The sequence below is a fragment of the Nostoc sp. genome (genome assembly GCF_036917615.1).
GTDB lineage: Bacteria > Cyanobacteriota > Cyanobacteriia > Cyanobacteriales > Nostocaceae > Nostoc.
The window spans coordinates 138774-156782 of sequence record NZ_JBALCZ010000019.1 but is presented as its reverse complement, the minus strand read 5'-3'; the positions used below and the strand labels follow the sequence as shown (position 1 = coordinate 156782).

Below are 18009 nucleotides of genomic sequence, written 5' to 3'. Positions count from 1 at the left end.
ATTACAGCAACTTCACTGATGTACACGAGAAAATATGCTTGTTTAGCCTTTATAGAGGGTAAAACAGGAACTTAAAATTAGAAGTTAGTTTTAAAAAATTAGTGATTATTCGTAGTTAAATTTTGTTGCAAAGATGCAACAAAACAGCTTGTCTTGGGGGAAGTCTAAGCTTCCCCAGGATTTCTAAGCAGCAGCGGTTGCTGTTTGCGAATTCAGCAGCCCAGACAACTGAGTTAGCTTCTCATGCAGCGTTTGAATTTCCGTTTCTTCAGCAGAGGCTGCTGATGTCGCTGTTTTAAGTTGGGATTCCAGTTCAGCTATTCGCTGATCCTTGGATGCTAGCTGTGTTTGATATGCTTGTTTTTGGGTATTAAAAGCCGTGACCAAATTGATAGCATCGTCAACCAGGGAATTAATTTCGGTGAAGTCCATCGTTTTACATTAGAAAAATCACCTTAGTCTTAACACTTCATCAGGTCAATGTGCGATCAGCGAATATCGCAATCGCAGCAGATTATAATTGTGCGCTTTATTAGGTTTACTTAGTTTGTTAGCTTGGATCGTCATCTATTCTTTTTGACCAAGACGAAGGATGTAACCCTAAAGGATGTAACTCTAGCCAGCACCCACCAGTCTGCATTTTGATCCAGCTAATGATTTCGTATTCTATGTCACCAATGAAAAACGTATCGTACATAGAAAGTCCGGCTACCTCAACATCTGGAAGAAAAACTTTAATAATGAAAGCTGTTAGTTCTTTCTCTTTGCAGCGAATTTTTAACATTTACGTCTCTTTAAAGCGTTAGTAAACTAGGGGCATTCCTAATTTATCAGGCTTGACATAGTAGGTTCTGCCGATGCTGGTTTCTATTTCATACTCTCCTTTCTCAGAATCGTACCCATTCACTGTTACTAATTCCCAGCCGTACATAGCAGGTCTGCCTGGTTCAGGCTTCCAGGTTAATGCCGTGAGGTCAGACAGCTTCACACGGATTATCTCTACGTCACCAGCAAGCACGATTTTAGCTTCTGCCTTGGTGACAATTATTTCCTGGATTTTGGCTTGCTTGTTATGAAGGGAGCAGTGGCAGATATCACCTTTTTGTAAAACGGTAAAAGCAGGATTGGTTTTTGATGGAGAACATTTTTCAAATTCTCCGGCCATAAGGTGTAATCCAGATCCAGTCCTAATAGTTCTATCGGCAAGTCTTTCAATGGTTTCTTCCCGTCCGACTAGTTCTGGTCTGCCGGGGCAGGCAGTGATGCGGATTATATCTTTTTCTTTAAAGCCAAGCTCTACTAGTTTTGGTTGATGTAGTACAGGACTGCTGTCATCGAGGCGATCGCATGAGCCTTGATCAACCTCGCGATCGCCTTGGATCACCTTGCGATCGCCTTGAGCGATCGCCTTTGTTACAATTCCTGGATTGCTTGCTGTGTCTACATTATTAGTAGGGGTAACCAAGGAGGTGATCAGGTTATCTGTCTGAGTGTCGATTTTTTCTTCTGATTCCGGATTTGAAAAAACTACGTTTTCTGATGTACTTAGATGATCACCTTCGTTACAATTGAATGAAGATGCTTTCTCTGTATGAACTGTAGAATTGTTAAGAAGGTGATCACTCAAGGTGATCATAGAGGTGATCACAGGTGATCCATCGAAATTATACACATCTTCATTATCGCTGCTATTGCTTGTCTGACAGTCACTTTCGGCATTTTCGGAGGTGATCCGCTGAGATGATGTTACTGTTGCGCTTTGTAACAGAGTTTCTGTACTACAATTTTGGAATTCCCACTCAATGTAGTACAGTTTGCTCGTGCCGCTATTTGTTTTCTCGTCAAGGCTGATAATTCCGTCTCTGGCTAATTGCAAGCAGCAGCGCCTAGCATTGCCAGTGGTGGTGTTGAGGTGGTGGGCTATCTCTTCGGCTTCAAACTTGACGTTTGCGCGTTCTTGCAAAAATTTGACAATGCGGTCTTTGGTAGACAAGTCAGAAGATCCTAGTTCTTGTCCAACTTCTTCTAGGAGGGAGAAGCTAAAATCTTCTTCGTTGAAAAACAGGCGATAGCTTGCGGGGAAGCGGCGAGAGCGAGATTTCTCAATAGTGAGAATTTTCTCTTGGGGGTTAGCGCCGGGGATAGTATCCTTTTCTAGTTTGATAACTTCTGAGACGGCGTTTCTAATTGCTGTTGCCCCCCTTGATTGTCCGTTTTTGTTGGTATGGTGGACAATCACTACAGTTATCCCAGTTTCGGATGCAAACTTGTTTAATTCCAGGATGGGGCGAGAATACTCAGTCCTATTTTCGTCATAAAGAGAGTAGCGATTAGCAAAAGTAAGTGAGTCGATCATCACGATCGCAGGGCGGAACTCAGCAGCATCCTCGTACAAAGTTGGCATTGCGTCAGTATTCCAGCCAAATCTGACTTCTGTCCTCTCACGAACTACTGTGTCTTTCTTAAACCCGCGCTTATTTAAAGCCTGGATCATGTCGGATTTTGATTCGTCTCCCTGATAAATTAAGACCCGTCGCCCGTCAGAGGAGGCGGGGAAACCATTCCAGTTTTGACCAGAGGCTATGCAGTGCAGTAAATCATAAAGCCATTTTGTTTTACCAACTCCACCATCGGCAATTACCAGCGCGGTGGTTGCCTGTGCCAATATTCCCCCCAAAAGCCATTTTCTACCCTCGGTTCCGACTTCTTGTTCAAGCTCATCTAAGGTTTTGCGTTTCTCGACTGTGGCGCATAGCGATTTTATGTACAGGTCTTCAAGTCCTTTAACTCCTCCTTTGATTTCCGGATTAGCATTAGCTAGTGTATTAAGCCTGTATAGTTTCAGACCAGGATTAGATGTTTTTCGATGAATGTTCTCAAGTTCACCTATTAGCTGATTGTAGTGCCAGAGTTCATTCTCTTCTTTTGTTGGTGCTATTGGTGCTGAGAAGATTGTCTTGAATTCTTTTTCAAATGCTACACAGACATCTGTCCATTCTGTCTGTGTATCGTAAGCCAAATGTTCAAGTGTATTAGCAGCCGTAATTGTTTTGCGACGATAAGCGGATATGATAATTAAGCCAGCCAAACCATCAATGTTTATGGCGCTAACCGTTCTATCGACAAGAGTGGCCATTTTATTCCTTCCACCAATTTTTGCTAGCAAATCATGGTCTGATAACCAGCTAGTAACATGCAGCAGTCCTGAACTTCCCCCTGTTGGCAGACCTTTTTTACAAACTTTAAGACATGCTTGATAAATATCTCGGTGTGCGCCAATATAAAAATGTTCTGGTCTTAAAGTGTCTTTGACTCGATAGATAGCGCCTGGATCAATTAATATTCCACCTAACACCGCTTCTTCGGCTTCAATGTTGCATGGTGGTAGCCTGTCATTAACAGGTTTAAAGTTTAGTTCTTCGGTGTAAGAATATGGTGTTACTACCATTTTTCTGTCCCCCAATTAGCTAGCTTTAAGTTATTTGATGTGGTAGAATATGGGAAAATAGCGGATATTCTACCGCTTAATCTTGTTAAGTATTTGTCCATTTATTTTTACTATTTTTTACTTTTGGATTCACTAACTCCTAGTTAGTGAGTTTTTTTTTGCGTGTGATAAATCACTTAGTTGCTATTAAAACATTGGAATTAGAAAGGGTCGATCGCAATTTCGAGGCAGGCGTCAATCCACTGACTAATATCTGCCACGGTAGATATTGTTGTAGCTGATTGTCGGAGCGCTGCTAGCTTTGTAGGAAATCCCCCTGTAGCGTCCCAGCAAGGGGCGTTGATGTAATGCTGGCAGTATTCGGCGAGTAGGCTGATTTCGCTCTCAAAAAGATGCTCACAGCTAAAGTATTTAAAAACTGCATTGGGCAATTCTCCCGATGTTTCATCCCGCCAGTTCAGCGGCAAGCCCAGAGGTGGGCGGTAAACATTAGGTATTCGTTTGGGTTGGTAAATGGTTACTCTGATTTGGTCACTCATTGGCGGTTAGCTCTGATTTTGTGACAATCGATTTTAATTTCAGCAATGAGTTCTGGGTTGCTTTTAAAGAATGCAGGCAACCCGAGTAAGATTGCACCTGCCAGACGAATCGCCTCATGGCGTTCTAGTTCTGGGTCTAAGGTTTGGATGTAGTCCACGAATTTGCACATCTGCCAGCAGACCTTCTCAGTAGCATGGTTAAGCTCTGGGGAAGCGTAGCCAAGAGTATTTGGAAAGACGACGATCGCACCTTTTATCTCTTCTTCTGTGGTCATTGGTTTTGGGGATTGGGAGTTGGAGAATCGGTAAGTTGCAGGTACAGCAGGAAGTTGTCTAATTGATCCAGGGATAGCGAATAGCGCGATCGCACGCCGTAAAATTTTTCTAAATGCTCTCGACCTTGGGCTTGTGTCCAGCGTAATCGCTGCATTTCGGTGTCTGTCTTGTTTATCAGGTCGTCGAACTTTTTGGAGATCATCAATTGGGTAGTGGTTTGTTTGGCACGAGCCATTGACAAAGCACTACTGAAAAACTCTGGCTTTTCTGTAAACAACCTCGGTAGACCCGCGATTATCTGAGCGGCTAACGTTTCGGCGTGCTGGTCAGACGTGATTGCTGGGATCTGGGTTTTGATGTAGTCCATCAAGAGGTGGGTTGATTGGGTTAGGGCTGTATCCGCCATTAGTTAAGAGTTAAGAGTTGAGCGATCGCACTTATCTTTGGGTGGCTTTTTAGTTCATCGAGCCTTGGGCATTGCGACTGACTTGGCGGTTTTTTAAAATTGCCACTACCTTTTTGAGTTCGTCCATTAACAAGGGGTTCTCTAGAAACAGATTTGGTAAGTTATTCAATACAACGGCTGCTACTACTGTGGATTCATTAGGTTTCAATTCTGGGTGAATAGTGCGGATGTAGTCGATAAATTGATCTAATTCGTAGAGGGCTAGAATTCTCGCATCAACTACCTTTGATGAGATTTTTCGTTTAATCATTGGTTATTTAATATTGGTCAAGAGCGATCGCTCTTTTAGGCAGGTACGCCATCGCACTTCAAACAGGGCAGAGGGTGAAGTCAACTTAATACTCTCGCCCTAAGATGAATCGTTCCGTTGCTAGAGGATTGGTGATTTGGAGTGTGATGTTGCCGGCTGGTGTCGCTTGCCAGAAAGTTAGGTTTTCTTCATTGGGTGGGTTGGTGGTTACAGGTGTGAGGATAATTTCTGCTGTCTGGGTCTCGTGGTTGAGGATATTTTGCTGGCAGGTGAATTTAGCTCTGATCATTGGTTTTATTCCTTGGTGGTCACTGGGAAAGATTAGGGAAGGCGGATAAAGTTCGTAGCTTGATCCGCCATGTTGTGTTGAAAAGAGAAAATCGAAATGAGTATCGAAAGATTTGGGTTAGACCCTAACAACAAATTAGGGTTGAGCAACGATGATGCTGTTAACATTCCGTCGAAAGACTTTGGGGTGGAGAAGATGAGTAAGATTTGTCACCTCATTGAAGCGATACAGCGATGGTCTCGCAATAATAAGAACAACATAGGTTCTGAGGCTCAATGGTTCCTAGAACCAGGGCTTCCATGTGAGGTCTTGCGTACAGTAGGCGGAGGCTGGCAAAAGGGGCGATTCCGTTTTCGGCTAGAATTCATCCCTGACAACCCAGAAGCTTTTTTGAAAAATTCACCTCCAGAAGATGAAAAACCACAGTCACCCCTAGATGATCTGCGATCGCAACTCAATCCCGAATAGTCACAGATGCGTCGCCTAGTGCGGGGATTCTCCAGCTAAAAGCACCGGAGAACCCCGCCTTTTTTTAGATTTTGTTTATTTGTCCGGTCATAACATTTTTTCCTAGTTTTACTAACTCATGAGTGGGAATCTAATTGATGGACGGAACCGTTTACCAGACACTTCCGCCCAACGTTCTTTACCCGATGAACCCAGCAAGGTTCCGTTTAAACGGAACCTTGTCAAGGTTCCGCTTTTAGTATAGTATGACGGAAGAGAAAAGGTCACTAACTCCAATGGATTTGAGAAAGCGTGTTGGCTTAACTCAAAGGCAAGTTGCGCTTGTCCTTGATAAAAAAGTCGCAACCATCAGCGATTGGGAAAGAGGAATAACGAAACCTCGGTTAACGTTTTCCGAGACCAAAAAGCTAATGGAGATTTATCAATGCACGCTTGATGAACTTATCAAAGCTTACGAAGAACAGGTGTTACAGCCTGAATAGTTTGCTTTACAAGGCAAAAGGCAGGTTTTCTCTGTCTTTTGCTGCCCACTAATACTGCACCCCAAACCAGGCAGAGATAGCAGCCTGCCCGCAATGAGCGATCGCCAAAGACCTGCTAGGGGTGACAACGGACAACTGCCAACTGCATTCACCCGTAAGTCGTAGCGTCGCGGGGTTAGCGGTTCAAAGTAAAAAGCGACCACTACTCGCCAGCGATCGCCTTTATCAAATGCAAATGGAATCTTATATCAAGGAGATTTTAACCGACTTATGAGACGAGTGACCACCGCAGCGCTAAACACTAAAAGCGCCCAAATCCAGACTAGACAGGGATTAAGCGAATAAAAGCTATCGCTTTAGGGCTTGTTAGAGCGACTTATGAGGTAGACATCATCGACTTACGAGGCATCTATCACCGACTTATCACCGATTGACGAGGCATATATCACCGACTTACGAGGTAGACATCACCGACTTATGAGGCACTATGACCGACCAACAGACCACAGATCGAGCCACTACTAACGGTAAATCAGCCAACCAAGCTGAACCTAAAGCCAGAAAACCGAGAGAGTGGAAAGAAATGTCTACAGATCCACTCTCTGAGGGGTTTGACGTTCATCAAGCTGATTACGTAGTCGGAAGAACTCAAGTAGGGTTTGACACCTTAGCTCCTGGTCAACTTTTCTCTAGGACTAAAAGTGGCAAAAGCCTTTATGTGAAACTCAACGACGGACGCGGAGTTTGTCTTGATACCCGTCAACCCATTGAGGTTAGTCCACAAAAGCGAAAAAACTGGCAGGTATGGCTAGTAACCAACTTCAACTCAACCACTGCATCAAAAGCTGATTATTAAGGAGATGCAAGATGATTAACGAACCAGATTATTCAGATCCCGCTTACTGGGAATCGCAGGGAATAAAGATGATTGTCATCGACCCCGAAAACGAAGAGAGCGTTAGTGCAGGCTTTGAAGAGATTACGCAACGGATAAAAGATGCGGTGACTAAAATCCAAAAAACAGATAGCGCCGATTTTTAGAGGCGATCGCCATCCGCACAGGTTCGCGATCGCCGTTGTCGTGCGGCTACCAAGTAAACCACACACATTCAAGATTATGACAGAAGACATCAACAAATCCTACGTTCAGCGTTACGTTGACAAAGCTAGATCAACAGATAATGAGAACCTGCAAAACAACGCTCTCTACCGTGCCGGGACACAGATGGAAGTAATTCACTGTGACGGCAACGACAAACTGACCGCTCTTCAGAGGCAGACAGTACTGGATGCCGCTGACAAATTGCTAGGGGGGCAGGAGTGAATCAAGCAATGATCCTTATTTGTACTACAGCATCTCTAGTAATTGCTCTAGCCGCTCTTTGCAAGCAAGTCCCTAACCGCCCAATTTACCTCAAAATCGAGGTGCAGTATGGTAGATGAGCAAAAAATTGTTGTCGAGGTTCCTAGCGATCAGGGTGGTTATTCTCGGTTAGCTAATACAGCCGAACTATCGCGGCTAGAGGAATTTAAAAAGGGATGGATTCAGGCGATCGCCCTGCCAGACAATCTGCCAGACTTGGCTTACACCCTTGCCTCAACAGTAGCAATTTCCGCTTTATTAAGTAGCTGTTGGGTAAGTATACCCATGCCTGAATTTATCCGCCTGGGGGTGTTGGGGGTGTTAGTGATGGCGGGGATTGTCATTCTCTACTTGCGGCAAGCCGTGTCAGAGGTCAAAAATGTCCTGCTGTTGCGGGTTGGTTTAGTTGCTGTGGGAGTACTGCTAGGGATATGAGCAGTGATTTACACCCTTCCCAATTACACCAATACTTGCAGATGTACGCAATAGCCAAGTGGTCATTCTGGGTTAGTTTAGCTTTAGGCTGTGGCTTGTTGTTCCTGGGGGCAGATCAGAAACCAGAATCCAAACCTTGGATATTGGGGGCATCTGTTGGCGCTCTGGAAGTCGGGCGTAGACATCGCCAAACAGCCAAACTCCTGCAAGAATCGCTAGGTGATATTGACCGAGCATCACGGCTTAACTTCCAAGCCTGGGCAAGGGCTAACACTCAGCCAACGGCACAGTTAGCGCTCACGGTTGGTGCTATCGATGCCAACTGGCAACCAGAGAACTTAATCACCGATCCGGTTGAGTACATCCACAAGAAACAAAAACACGTCGCTCTGGTTGGCGGGACCGGTGATGGGAAATCGACTTTCACCCAATACTTGTCATCAAAAATTGGTGGACGAGTCGTTGCCTATGATTCCGATGCCAAGCCCGACGATTGGGTATGGCTCTCTCAAGCCGATGTCATTGGCAGAAAAGGCAACTTCAAAGCTATTGACACCGCAATGGGCAACGATTTAAAAACCTTAGAGGAGCTTGTAGAACTGCGTGGAGAGGGAGGAGATAACGCGATCTCCGGTCGGGAACGCTTTCTCATTGCCGAAGAATTCCCCATTTTAGTGGATGAATGCGACAATGCCACCGACTGGATAAAACGCCACGCTAAACGGGGCAGGCGATACAAACAGTTTATTTGTGCGCTGGCCCAAAACGACACCGCAGAAAACTTCGGACTGCAAGGTGACAAGGACACCCTTTACAGCTGCTTTGTCTTGGTGAGACTAGGGCAGTTTGGGCGCGACTACGCCAGGACTAAACTTAAAGATCCTCAGTTAGAGCAGTGGTTAAAGGCAGGTGGTAAAAAACGGTTTCTGGTCGATGACTGTCCGTGTGAGCTTGACTTGAGTAACTGGGGAGCGGGAGCAACGGTGCAAAGCGAAACCTCACAATCCGGGAATCAGCAGGTGCAATCGCCCCAAGACCTTAATGAATATGAGCAAATCATCGTCGCTTGGGGGAAAGACCATCCAGGGGAGATTTTGAAAGCCCGATTACTCCAGCAAGTAAGCCAACCATTTAAGAAAGATGACCCTGAGAACATCAGAATTATCTTTGCTTCCCTTGCTGACAGAGGTTTTGGGGAAATAGTAGATAGTGGCGATCGCCTCGGCTGGAGGTGGTCAAACTAATGTCTACAGTTTGCCTACAGTCCGTCTACAGGCTGTAGGCAATGCTTTACAGGGTCAATTACTTATTAAATAAGCAGTACTAGAGTGGAAGTGCGCTCGCTCAACACCGAGCCGATAATCACTTGAAAGTCCGTCTACACCGCCGACAAATTTTTCGCGCTATTTTTTAGGGTGTAGACGGCTGAAAATATCTCCCAGAGCGGATTTTGGCGACTGTAGACATTTTTTTTTAAAGGCAAGAATGTAAAGAAATTGATGGAAATTGCTAAATCTATACGCCTTCCTTACCAAGCTCATCCAGAAGGAGGATTATTGGTAATTCATGCAATGGCATTAACAGAGGAAGTTACTTTCATTTGCCCCTGCTATTATATATTCCATGATCGGTTCAAATGTTGGCTCATGCCTGCTCTGGACTGCGAGTCAGGAGAGGAATTCATGCCGGCAGTTGAGATACCTGCTGCGGGGGATGAATATTTAAGAGGTTATCTTTACAAGTACAAGCCGTTGCCAGAGCTTCAGCCTGATCAATTTTGGGAGGACGATTTCCTGATTTGTCCTCATGCTGAAGATGACAAAGACAATCCAGAAGACAGGTGGGCTATCGGCGCAGAATTGGACAACAGAAGCCTGTGTGGAAGCTGCGGCGGCGGTGGCTTAATTCAAGAATACGGCGAACTATATTGCTGTCCAAAGTGCGGCGGTTGGGGGAGTATTTAGCTGTGGCGGGTGATGATGACAAATGGATCAGCATTGATCCACGGTCAGACAAACTCTTGCTACGGTTTCGGGTCAAAGGCTTTCCTAGTCAATTTCAAATATCTACGGGGCTAAAAGACCTTAAACGCAATCGCAACATTGTGCGTTTACGTCGGGATGCCATAGCAACCGATATTTCATTGGGGCGCTTTGACCCCACTCTGGAGAGGTACCAGTTTAGACCTAGTGCGATCGCAACTCCCCTAATTTCCCTTCCGCCAAAAGGTGAAGGCGACTTGGGGGAGTTGTGGGAGATGTTTACAGAATTTCAGTCCAGGCAGATAGAAGCAACCACAATCTACTCTACTTATAGAACAGTAAGCAGAACCATTGATCGGCTACCATCTCGCTCACTTTTAGACGCGCCAAAAATCAGAAGTTGGCTAATGGAGAACACAAGCCAGTTTATGGCTTCAAAATATTTACTCCGATTTGACCAATGTTGTCGTTGGGCTTTAGAGGAAGGAATTATCAAAGCTAATCCGTTTGAAAGCCTCAAAAAAATTAAGAAAATCAAGAATAACACCGATGATTGTAGGGCTTTCACTGTTGAACAGCGAGATACGATCATCAAAGCTTTTGAGTCTGACGACCGATACAGTCATTACAGCAATCTTATAAAGTTTCTCTTTTGGACTGGTTGCCGACATGGTGAAGCCTTTGCTCTTACCTGGAACGATGTTTCGAGAGATTGCTTGCGGATCAGTATCTCTAGATCAAAGAACCTTTTAGGGATAGAGAAAGGCACAAAGAACGGTAAAAACAGAATATTTCAGTGCAGCGCCGGAGCTAAATTGCATGAACTACTGCTATCGATGAAACCAACAGCACCAGGCGATTCCCGTCTATTTTCAACAAAAAGATGCTGTCCTCTGAATAGTTCGGCGTTGAGCCATGCCTGGAACCGAGACGGGAAAAACCAGATCGGAGTAGTGAGGAAGTTGTCCAATAAAGGAAAAGTTCCCTACTTGAACCCTTACGCCACTCGACACACTTTTGCGACTTGGGCGATTGCGTCTGGTAACTCCCCTGACAGAGTAGCCTACTGGATCGGAGACGACGTGAATACGGTACTTCGCTATTACGTTCACCCAGAAGCTACTAAGGGTGAATGCCCAGATTTTTGATGATTTTTCTAAATTAAAAGTAGAGCAGCCGCTACTCATCCGCTACTCAAAAATATTTAAAAGCACTCAAAACACAGGCTGTTAATGCCATCCCTGCATTTCCACCAATTCCATACACAATTCATTAATTTGCTCCAAATCAGGTTTGTGAGGTAGGGCAGATTGTTCGTAAACAATTTCCATTTCTGCTACTAAATCTTCTGCCATTTTCATCACCTGCTCATAAGAATACTCCCCCTTTAAAATAGCTTTTAAATCCTCAACATCACCAACTATTCTCCTATCTACAATTACTTCACCTTGCTGCAATATTTCTACTCCACTGCGTAACAATCTAATGCAGTGCATCCCATGTTTGAGGTCAAAACCTGACTTTCTTTCCGTTTCTGCCCTAGCCGGATTTCTATTTTCCTGCCAAGATAAGTAAGCCTTCCATTCTCTTAAAGCTATTTGATAATTTTGACTTTTCTGAAGCAGGCGGATAAAATATTTACGGCTATTGGTTAACTGTTGAGTATATTCCAAAGTTTCGTCAGGTAAAGTATATTGTTTTAACACTCCTTTAAAATCAATATCTGCTGTCAGCAATTGGTATAATTGTTCTGCTTCTTCCAAAAACTCAATCCGTCCTCTGATTAAGTTATAAAGATACTCTAGAAAAGCATTTAGCTCATCTTTGCTGAGGGGTGCTTCGTCTTCTATGGCGAAGTCAGATGGTATTGGTTTTTTTTGCGGTGGCTTTAACAACCATTTCCGATGACTTTCCATCTTTTTGATTTGGGCAAAGGCATAACCAGTGTAAGTATGTTTTATCTTCTTACTCAAAAATAACTGTTTATGATTAATTAAATGCTGTCCGACTGCGCTTAAAAAAGGATAGTTATTTAACCAGAGCAATTCTAAAACATTCGGATTCGCACCCGCTAATAACTGGAGGATTTTTCTTAATTCATATATAACCGTGTCTTTGTTGCCATCTATAAATGGAAATATACCTGGTTCATCCCACCCAGCATCTTTTTATTCTATCCGCTCAAATCCTAAGTAGTACCTTTTGGGTGCGATAAACACTCCCCGATAATCAAAGTCTGAATCTGGACGATTTAAACCATAGCCGTGGCTACCTGCCAAATCAATTAAAATAGTTCTTTGCTCAACTTCTATTCTTTTCATATCACTTGATTAAAATATAGTCATTCTAACTCATGAGTTAAGCAGGTGGGGAGATGGAGAGCAGAGAAAGGATTTTTAACTCTCTTCAGGTATTGCATAGATACTGCCACAGCACAAAGACAGCCGAAGATGGGTACATATAGCCCGACTTAATCATTCGTGAACAACGAGATTCCCGACTTCTTAGAGAAGTCGGGGATCTGAGCCTTGCGATTTGAACAAATTCAAATAGAATTGCTATATGAAAAATGCCAAATTATTAAGTAACCAGATCAGGTCGAAAGTCTCATGTCGAGTTATGAAAAAGAGCAGTTTTAGTAACAGAGTTGCTTAGTTTAACAGAAATGCCCCTAAAGGAGATGATGCAACGGTATCCCCTTGAGGAGCAAAACTTGTCAATTCAGTTATTCCTATACTTTCGCTTTCCTAGAGCAGGAATTATCTAGGATTAATGTGGCGTCTAATCCCCCATCCTGGATTGACAATGCCGGCTAAATCTTCTTCAGACAATTTGTTGATTTCACTGTCCAGTTCTTCGATGGTGAAATCATAGCCACGCTCTTGAGCAATCTTGATGAAAGCTTCTGGATCAGCTGTTGCTTTGAGTCTTTGCTGTAATGCTTGATCTTGTTTTACGGCTTGAAAAAGTCGGGTAGCATTTTGCTGTGTCATGACAGTCTATCTCCTGTTTTAAATATCAGGTTTGAATGTAGTAATTTGACTCCTGTGGATTCACTAAATTCTGTGAATAACTTTTGGATTAAACGTGTAAGTTTAATTTTAAAACAAAGAATAAAAATGTGTTGATTCTGACAAGAAAGTATAAGTTTTAGTTTAAATATTTCTACTATTTTGTAAAAGTCAGCCCTAAGATAGAAGCAGTATTTAACTAAAAAGCATGAATTCTGAATTTTAAATGGACTTTACATTTTTTGGATGGGTGATCAGCGATGACGGCTTTTGGGAAATGAAAGCTTGACTTGACACGTATTTATAAAATAGTATGTTAGATTGTCTGTCTAATTCCTGCTCGGATCAGGTAGACATATTACAAAAGCTGGTAAAAGCATCTCTACAGGAGATAAAAACCAGCTACCTGTACGGCAACCTCAAGGACAATTCCATGACTTACGCAATTATTGAAACTGGCGGTAAACAAATACGAGTAGAGCCAGGGCGGTTTTACGATATTGAACTGCTTACGACTGAACCAGATGAAAAAGTTACAATAGACTCCGTATTACTCGTGCAGCACGATGGCGATGTCACCATTGGACAGCCACTAGTGACAGGTGCGACTGTAGAAGGGACTGTACTGCGACATTTCAGGGGTCGTAAAGTCCTGGTATATAAAATGAAGCCGAAAAAGAAAACCCGCAAAAAGCGGGGGCATCGTCAAGAAATTACCAGACTGATGATTGACTCCATCACTCTTAACGGTGCAGTGTTTGCTGCCCAAGGGGAAACGGAGAAAGAAACCCCCGTTGCAGATGACACTCCTGCCGAAGAAGTTGAAACCGCTGCTGAATAATAAAAAGAAGTAGATACACAAGAGGAAATCATGGCTCATAAGAAAGGAACAGGTAGTACACGCAACGGTCGTGATTCTAATGCCCAACGTTTGGGTGTCAAGCGTTATGGCGGTCAAGTTGTACGTGCAGGAAACATTCTCGTGCGTCAGCGCGGCACCAAATTTCACCCTGGTAACAACGTTGGTATTGGTAGTGATGACACTCTGTTTGCCTTAATCGACGGTGTTGTAACGTTTGAGAGAAAGGGCAAAACCCGTAAAAAAGTTAGTGTTTATTCACCCGTAGCTGCTGCCTCAGCAGGGGCTGCTGAGGCAGTAGCAAGTTAGAGTGTTAGGGTGGGTAACAGTGCCCACCCTAATCACTAGTTAGCGCTGACATGATGGTCAGATTTGCATAAATATTCCCAACACTTGCTTAAAAGCTGCTTTGTTCCTCTGTCGCCCATAGATTAGTATCAGAAGCATCAAAGCGCACAGCTTATTCACTAACAAAATATTACACAAAGAAATTGGATTGCGTAGCTTGCCGCCGTAGGCATGGCCTATGAAGTTTTAGGTATCAATTTTTGTTAGCTTTTGAGTGATTGCATTTAGATGTTCCAAAGTTCAGGATAGCTAGCCAGAGATATGTTTATTCTGAAACTCTGTGGATTAGGTGATGTGGCCTTCTGGGTCTAGTCACAATAACATCAGTGCAATGAAGCCATTCCTAATTATGCTAAGTTGCGTTCATTTACTTCAGAATCAATACGCTTGGGTTGTAGTTTGCTTCCTCGTAGGGGTACGGAGTGAAACCCAACAAAGCACGATAAATGTTGGGTTTCGTTCCTCAAACGCCACTTGCTACCCTGCGGGAACGCTAAGAGCGAACAACGGGGGAAACCCCCGCAACGCAGTGGCTCCCCAACCTACACAGTTTAAGGTTTTTGGCGCTAACCCAAGTGTATTGACTTCAGAATGAGGTTTTGCTGAGAGAATACTTAAATTAGGCTGTGGTTTCGAGCTACCATGATTGTCTGAGAAAATGCTGAGAATCAACTAAATTTTCTCAAGGCATAAATTTATGAAAATCATGGTTTAGTTTCAATAAGCTCTCAGTCCTTATAGAGATACTTTGGATGTTCGGGATAACTCAAACATCACTAGCAAAAACATCAGTAGCAAAAGTTTGATGGAGTCCTCTATAAAAAGGTATCTTCTTTACCCCAATAGCCTTTATAAATCTGCTTGTAGCTTAGTTTCCTCTGAATCAATCAATACAAAAATAATTATCCAAAGGACGAAAGAAAACTATGAACTGGAAAACACTTTCTTTAATTGCTGGTCTGATTTTAACTACTAGTCTCACTGCTTGCTCTAGCACTCCTGCAACCAACAATCAAGTTGCTCCTGAAGCCTCTCCTGCTATGAGTAAAGATGAAACCGGCGATGCTATGGGCAAAGATAAAGCTGGCGATGCGATGAGTAAAGATAAAGCCGGCGATGCGATGAGTAAAGATAAAGCCGGCGGTGCTATGGGTAAAGATAAAGCTGGCGATGCTATGGGTAAAGATAAAGCTGGCGATGCTATGGGTAAAGATAAAGCTGGCGATGCTATGGGCAAAGATAAAGCTGGCGGTGCGATGAGTAAAGATAAAGCCGGCGGTGCGATGAGTAAAGATAAAGCCGGCGATGCAATGAAACAATCGCCTGCTTCCAACAAGCCCTAGCCACAACTAGCTTTGCATCTCACTTTTCTTCTACTGGGTACTAGGGACTGGTTAACCAGGAAAGTCCTGATTCCAATCCCTATACTTTGGCGCTTTGACCTCAACAGGAGAAATTCTGATGAATCACAACCTGCTCCGCCGGCGTCAGTTGCTTTTTTACCTTGGGTTAGGGGTTGTCGGAATCGGTGCAGCCACAACAGCTTTTCCCAACTTCAGAAAAGTGAATGCCCCTTCTATCTCTCCTGCAAATCGTGACAATACGCAAAGCTCGGAAACTATTGTAGTGAAACCTCTGGTAGGCAAGAGTTTGCCAGAGTTTCAGGGGATCAGTCAGTGGCTTAATTCTACTCCTTTGTCGATCGCTGACCTCAAAGGCAGTGTTGTTTTAATCCAGTTTTGGACTTTTGCTTGTATTAACTGCCAGCGTACCCTGCCCTACATCACAAGATGGCATCGGCAGTATGAGTCGCAGGGACTGAAGGTAATTGGCATCCACACACCAGAGTTTGCCTTTGAGCGAGATCCGAACAATATAAAAAAGGCGCTACGACAACACCAGATTACCTATCCGGTTCCGGTTGATAACGAGTATAAAACTTGGAACGCTTACGAAAATCAGTATTGGCCTCACATGTTTTTGGCCGATCGCCAGGGTTTACTACAATATGACCACATTGGGGAAGGGGCATACGAAAAAATAGAGCAAACTATCCGCCAGCTATTGGGGTAGAAAGAATTATGACCGAATTTTAGATTTTAAATTTTGGATTTTAGATTAAAAGATTCAAAATCCAAAATCTAAAAAGGTTTCAGCATCTCTCTCAGTTTTAAGTATGGAAAAATCTAAAATCTCTAACTAGAGCCAATGTCTTAAGGCATAGGGTCAATCTAAAATCTAAAATCCAAAATCCAAAATTGTGTGACGACTTCTACTCTATCAATTAGTCTGGCTTTATTAGGGGGAGTTTTGAATGTGCTTTCACCCTGTGTTTTACCGATTTTACCAGTGCTATTGGGTCGATGTCTGACGACAAGCCGCTCTGCGTCTACGCTCCGATCGCATACTTACGGCCCAGTAGCACTGGTAGCGGGATTAATCGCTGGTTTTGCACTAGCAGGTAGTTTGCTAGGTGTAACAGCAAACTGGTTTACAGGCGTGATTAATTTATTACGGAATGGTGCGATCGCACTCCTTTTATTTTTGGGATTACTGGCAATTTTTCCCACCTGGAGTTACCGAATATTTACTTATATTCCAGTTGGCAAGTGGGCTAAAAAACCTGCACGAATCGGACTTATGGGAGAGTTTTGGCTAGGAACTCAGTTGGGGCTTTTGTGGACTCCCTGTGCTGGGCCGGTTTTAGGAGGAATTTTAGTACTAGCAGCAGTTAATCATCAAGTCGTAGGTGCATTTTGGCTACTGGTTGCTTATGGAATCGGAGCAGGTTTGCCTTTGTTAGCGATCGCTTACGGTGGACGAGTACTCAGCCAACGAATCCTCAATCTCCGTTCTCATAGTGCAGCATTGCAGCGGATTGGTGGCGTAGCGATCATGGCGACAGCGATCGCTATTCTTCTCGGTTGGGATGTGCAGGTACAACTTTGGCTAGCTCCGTTCTTTCCCACTCAACCTCTGTGAGACGTGCCAATTTTAGATTGCCAATTTTAGATTTTGGATTAGAAGACCCAATCCGAAACTTTAACTGGGAACAATATAAGTAGATGGACAAAAATATTTACCGTCATTGTGCAATTAATTCTGTCCAACTACTTAAAAATCTTAAATCCAAAAGTCTGACTGAGAACAATCTAAAAATCCAAAATCCAAAATCCAAAATCCAAAATTGGTATGACCTCATCTAAACGCAAAGTCCGCTCAACACCAAGTCAGACTTTTTTATCAAAGACCTTTCACTGGATTAATATCATCAGTCTGATCTTGATGATCACTAGCGGACTGCAAATCTATAATGCCAATCCGGTATTTGGAGGGCGTGAAGGTTGGCATTTTCCTGATTTTCTGTTGCTGGGAGGTTGGCTAGCGGGTGGCAGACATTGGCATTTCGCTGCTATGTGGCTGTTTTCGCTGAACTTACTTTGGTATGGACTTTATATCTTTATAACTCGTCGTTGGCAACGTCGGTTTGCCGATCGCGGTGACTTAAAAGCATTGCAAGCCAGCCAGAACCCAAAGCGCAAAAATTACGCATGGCATCGGCTAGTTTATACTGCGATCATTCCAGTGCTGCTGCTGGCAATCTTGAGTGGTCTGGCGATGTACAAACCTGCCCAAATGCATTGGCTTTCCGGGCTGTTTGGTAGTTGGCAAAATCTCCGCACTGTTCACTTTATCACTGTTCCCACAGTCATACTGTTTACAATTGCTCATTCCTTACTTGCCTTGAAGGTAGGAAGCATCCGTCTAGTTAAGTCTATGTTCGTGTAGAGGT

Annotated in this window: 26 protein-coding genes and 1 pseudogene; 17 read left to right on the top strand and 10 right to left on the bottom strand. The window is 43.6% G+C overall.

Annotated elements, in window-relative coordinates:
• Window positions 1-183: 183 nt before the first annotated feature.
• The 8 genes from V7K85_RS06265 to V7K85_RS06230 all read right to left on the bottom strand — a co-directional run bounded on the left by V7K85_RS06265 (window position 184) and on the right by V7K85_RS06230 (window position 5268).
• Window positions 184-432, bottom strand: a complete 249-nt coding sequence (locus tag V7K85_RS06265; protein ID WP_334811869.1) for a hypothetical protein — start codon at window positions 430-432, stop codon at window positions 184-186.
• Between the two features lie 118 nt (window positions 433-550).
• Window positions 551-784 carry a hypothetical protein gene (locus V7K85_RS06260; protein WP_334811867.1) on the bottom strand — a complete coding sequence of 78 codons (234 nt, stop codon included), beginning with the start codon at window positions 782-784 and terminating at the stop codon, window positions 551-553.
• A gap of 18 nt (window positions 785-802) precedes the next feature.
• Window positions 803-3448: an AAA family ATPase gene (locus tag V7K85_RS06255; RefSeq protein WP_334811865.1), complete on the bottom strand. Its 2646-nt coding sequence runs from the start codon at window positions 3446-3448 to the stop codon at window positions 803-805.
• A gap of 200 nt (window positions 3449-3648) precedes the next feature.
• Window positions 3649-3987, bottom strand: coding sequence for a hypothetical protein (locus V7K85_RS06250; protein WP_334811863.1), 339 nt, complete (start codon window positions 3985-3987; stop codon window positions 3649-3651).
• On the bottom strand, window positions 3984-4262 hold the full coding sequence (locus tag V7K85_RS06245) for a hypothetical protein (protein WP_334811861.1): 279 nt from the start codon (window positions 4260-4262) through the stop codon (window positions 3984-3986). The genes V7K85_RS06250 and V7K85_RS06245 overlap by 4 nt, the downstream gene beginning before the upstream one ends.
• Window positions 4259-4669: a hypothetical protein gene (locus V7K85_RS06240; protein ID WP_334811860.1), complete on the bottom strand. Its 411-nt coding sequence runs from the start codon at window positions 4667-4669 to the stop codon at window positions 4259-4261. Before V7K85_RS06240 ends, V7K85_RS06245 begins: the two co-directional genes overlap by 4 nt.
• 49 nt (window positions 4670-4718) lie before the next feature.
• On the bottom strand, window positions 4719-4979 hold the full coding sequence (locus tag V7K85_RS06235) for a hypothetical protein (protein WP_334811858.1): 261 nt from the start codon (window positions 4977-4979) through the stop codon (window positions 4719-4721).
• 85 nt (window positions 4980-5064) lie between these two features.
• Window positions 5065-5268 carry a hypothetical protein gene (locus V7K85_RS06230; protein ID WP_334811856.1) on the bottom strand — a complete coding sequence of 68 codons (204 nt, stop codon included), beginning with the start codon at window positions 5266-5268 and terminating at the stop codon, window positions 5065-5067.
• Window positions 5269-5364: 96 nt separating this feature from the next.
• Between V7K85_RS06230 and V7K85_RS06225 the strand changes: the two genes are divergently transcribed.
• The 11 genes from V7K85_RS06225 (at window position 5365) to V7K85_RS06175 (ending at window position 11146) form a co-directional block, all read left to right on the top strand.
• Window positions 5365-5736 carry a KGK domain-containing protein gene (locus tag V7K85_RS06225; RefSeq protein ID WP_334811854.1) on the top strand — a complete coding sequence of 124 codons (372 nt, stop codon included), beginning with the start codon at window positions 5365-5367 and terminating at the stop codon, window positions 5734-5736.
• 118 nt (window positions 5737-5854) lie between these two features.
• The gene (locus V7K85_RS06220) at window positions 5855-5980 is read left to right on the top strand and encodes a hypothetical protein (RefSeq protein WP_334811852.1); all 126 of its coding nucleotides are present in this window, start codon (window positions 5855-5857) and stop codon (window positions 5978-5980) included.
• 1 nt (window position 5981) lies between these two features.
• Window positions 5982-6218, top strand: coding sequence for a helix-turn-helix domain-containing protein (locus V7K85_RS06215; protein WP_334811849.1), 237 nt, complete (start codon window positions 5982-5984; stop codon window positions 6216-6218).
• Between the two features lie 121 nt (window positions 6219-6339).
• A complete protein-coding gene (locus V7K85_RS06210; RefSeq protein ID WP_334811847.1) occupies window positions 6340-6492 on the top strand; it encodes a hypothetical protein in 153 nt (50 codons plus the stop codon).
• Window positions 6493-6705: 213 nt separating this feature from the next.
• A complete protein-coding gene (locus V7K85_RS06205; RefSeq protein WP_334811846.1) occupies window positions 6706-7074 on the top strand; it encodes a hypothetical protein in 369 nt (122 codons plus the stop codon).
• An 11-nt stretch (window positions 7075-7085) separates the two neighbouring features.
• A complete protein-coding gene (locus tag V7K85_RS06200) occupies window positions 7086-7259 on the top strand; it encodes a hypothetical protein (protein ID WP_334811844.1) in 174 nt (57 codons plus the stop codon).
• A 40-nt stretch (window positions 7260-7299) separates the two neighbouring features.
• Complete coding sequence (locus V7K85_RS06195) at window positions 7300-7542, top strand: hypothetical protein (protein ID WP_334811842.1); 243 nt, start codon at window positions 7300-7302, stop codon at window positions 7540-7542.
• 108 nt (window positions 7543-7650) lie between these two features.
• Window positions 7651-8016 (top strand): hypothetical protein, encoded by a 366-nt coding sequence (locus tag V7K85_RS06190; RefSeq protein WP_334811841.1) that lies wholly within the window; start codon window positions 7651-7653, stop codon window positions 8014-8016.
• Window positions 8013-9260, top strand: a complete 1248-nt coding sequence (locus V7K85_RS06185) for a hypothetical protein (protein WP_334811839.1) — start codon at window positions 8013-8015, stop codon at window positions 9258-9260. Before V7K85_RS06190 ends, V7K85_RS06185 begins: the two co-directional genes overlap by 4 nt.
• Window positions 9261-9698: 438 nt before the next feature.
• Window positions 9699-9980: a hypothetical protein gene (locus V7K85_RS06180; protein WP_334811837.1), complete on the top strand. Its 282-nt coding sequence runs from the start codon at window positions 9699-9701 to the stop codon at window positions 9978-9980.
• On the top strand, window positions 9944-11146 hold the full coding sequence (locus tag V7K85_RS06175; protein WP_334811835.1) for a tyrosine-type recombinase/integrase: 1203 nt from the start codon (window positions 9944-9946) through the stop codon (window positions 11144-11146). Before V7K85_RS06180 ends, V7K85_RS06175 begins: the two co-directional genes overlap by 37 nt.
• Before the next feature lie 81 nt (window positions 11147-11227).
• On the opposite strand, the pseudogene V7K85_RS06170 reads toward V7K85_RS06175, so the two are convergent.
• Window positions 11228-12319, bottom strand: a pseudogene (locus V7K85_RS06170) (nucleotidyltransferase domain-containing protein).
• A 438-nt stretch (window positions 12320-12757) separates the two neighbouring features.
• A complete protein-coding gene (locus tag V7K85_RS06165; RefSeq protein WP_334811833.1) occupies window positions 12758-12991 on the bottom strand; it encodes a Nif11-like leader peptide family natural product precursor in 234 nt (77 codons plus the stop codon).
• Window positions 12992-13442: 451 nt separating this feature from the next.
• Between V7K85_RS06165 and rplU the strand changes: the two genes are divergently transcribed.
• From rplU to V7K85_RS06135, 6 genes are all read left to right on the top strand, one after another.
• Window positions 13443-13850 carry a 50S ribosomal protein L21 gene (gene rplU / locus V7K85_RS06160; protein ID WP_334811831.1) on the top strand — a complete coding sequence of 136 codons (408 nt, stop codon included), beginning with the start codon at window positions 13443-13445 and terminating at the stop codon, window positions 13848-13850.
• Window positions 13851-13880: 30 nt separating this feature from the next.
• On the top strand, window positions 13881-14177 hold the full coding sequence (rpmA, locus tag V7K85_RS06155; protein ID WP_334811829.1) for a 50S ribosomal protein L27: 297 nt from the start codon (window positions 13881-13883) through the stop codon (window positions 14175-14177).
• 965 nt (window positions 14178-15142) lie between these two features.
• Window positions 15143-15559: a hypothetical protein gene (locus V7K85_RS06150; RefSeq protein WP_334811827.1), complete on the top strand. Its 417-nt coding sequence runs from the start codon at window positions 15143-15145 to the stop codon at window positions 15557-15559.
• Window positions 15560-15677: 118 nt separating this feature from the next.
• A complete protein-coding gene (locus V7K85_RS06145) occupies window positions 15678-16289 on the top strand; it encodes a thioredoxin family protein (RefSeq protein WP_334811825.1) in 612 nt (203 codons plus the stop codon).
• A gap of 189 nt (window positions 16290-16478) precedes the next feature.
• Window positions 16479-17198 (top strand): cytochrome c biogenesis CcdA family protein, encoded by a 720-nt coding sequence (locus tag V7K85_RS06140; RefSeq protein ID WP_334811823.1) that lies wholly within the window; start codon window positions 16479-16481, stop codon window positions 17196-17198.
• Between the two features lie 210 nt (window positions 17199-17408).
• Window positions 17409-18005 carry a cytochrome b/b6 domain-containing protein gene (locus tag V7K85_RS06135; protein WP_334811822.1) on the top strand — a complete coding sequence of 199 codons (597 nt, stop codon included), beginning with the start codon at window positions 17409-17411 and terminating at the stop codon, window positions 18003-18005.
• Window positions 18006-18009: the final 4 nt, after the last annotated feature.

Excerpts from the sequence above, each read along its gene's own strand:
- V7K85_RS06265 (WP_334811869.1), bottom strand. The coding sequence starts at position 432 with ATGGACTTCACCGAAATTAATTCCCTGGTTGACGATGCTATCAATTTG.
- V7K85_RS06260 (WP_334811867.1), bottom strand. The coding sequence starts at position 784 with ATGTTAAAAATTCGCTGCAAAGAGAAAGAACTAACAGCTTTCATTATT.
- V7K85_RS06255 (WP_334811865.1), bottom strand. The coding sequence starts at position 3,448 with ATGGTAGTAACACCATATTCTTACACCGAAGAACTAAACTTTAAACCT.
- V7K85_RS06250 (WP_334811863.1), bottom strand. The coding sequence starts at position 3,987 with ATGAGTGACCAAATCAGAGTAACCATTTACCAACCCAAACGAATACCT.
- V7K85_RS06245 (WP_334811861.1), bottom strand. The coding sequence starts at position 4,262 with ATGACCACAGAAGAAGAGATAAAAGGTGCGATCGTCGTCTTTCCAAAT.
- V7K85_RS06240 (WP_334811860.1), bottom strand. The coding sequence starts at position 4,669 with ATGGCGGATACAGCCCTAACCCAATCAACCCACCTCTTGATGGACTAC.
- V7K85_RS06235 (WP_334811858.1), bottom strand. The coding sequence starts at position 4,979 with ATGATTAAACGAAAAATCTCATCAAAGGTAGTTGATGCGAGAATTCTA.
- V7K85_RS06230 (WP_334811856.1), bottom strand. The coding sequence starts at position 5,268 with ATGATCAGAGCTAAATTCACCTGCCAGCAAAATATCCTCAACCACGAG.
- V7K85_RS06225 (WP_334811854.1), top strand. The coding sequence starts at position 5,365 with ATGAGTATCGAAAGATTTGGGTTAGACCCTAACAACAAATTAGGGTTG.
- V7K85_RS06220 (WP_334811852.1), top strand. The coding sequence starts at position 5,855 with ATGAGTGGGAATCTAATTGATGGACGGAACCGTTTACCAGACACTTCC.
- V7K85_RS06215 (WP_334811849.1), top strand. The coding sequence starts at position 5,982 with ATGACGGAAGAGAAAAGGTCACTAACTCCAATGGATTTGAGAAAGCGT.
- V7K85_RS06205 (WP_334811846.1), top strand. The coding sequence starts at position 6,706 with ATGACCGACCAACAGACCACAGATCGAGCCACTACTAACGGTAAATCA.
- V7K85_RS06200 (WP_334811844.1), top strand. The coding sequence starts at position 7,086 with ATGATTAACGAACCAGATTATTCAGATCCCGCTTACTGGGAATCGCAG.
- V7K85_RS06190 (WP_334811841.1), top strand. The coding sequence starts at position 7,651 with ATGGTAGATGAGCAAAAAATTGTTGTCGAGGTTCCTAGCGATCAGGGT.
- V7K85_RS06185 (WP_334811839.1), top strand. The coding sequence starts at position 8,013 with ATGAGCAGTGATTTACACCCTTCCCAATTACACCAATACTTGCAGATG.
- V7K85_RS06180 (WP_334811837.1), top strand. The coding sequence starts at position 9,699 with ATGCCGGCAGTTGAGATACCTGCTGCGGGGGATGAATATTTAAGAGGT.
- V7K85_RS06165 (WP_334811833.1), bottom strand. The coding sequence starts at position 12,991 with ATGACACAGCAAAATGCTACCCGACTTTTTCAAGCCGTAAAACAAGAT.
- rplU (WP_334811831.1), top strand. The coding sequence starts at position 13,443 with ATGACTTACGCAATTATTGAAACTGGCGGTAAACAAATACGAGTAGAG.
- rpmA (WP_334811829.1), top strand. The coding sequence starts at position 13,881 with ATGGCTCATAAGAAAGGAACAGGTAGTACACGCAACGGTCGTGATTCT.
- V7K85_RS06150 (WP_334811827.1), top strand. The coding sequence starts at position 15,143 with ATGAACTGGAAAACACTTTCTTTAATTGCTGGTCTGATTTTAACTACT.
- V7K85_RS06145 (WP_334811825.1), top strand. The coding sequence starts at position 15,678 with ATGAATCACAACCTGCTCCGCCGGCGTCAGTTGCTTTTTTACCTTGGG.
- V7K85_RS06135 (WP_334811822.1), top strand. The coding sequence starts at position 17,409 with ATGACCTCATCTAAACGCAAAGTCCGCTCAACACCAAGTCAGACTTTT.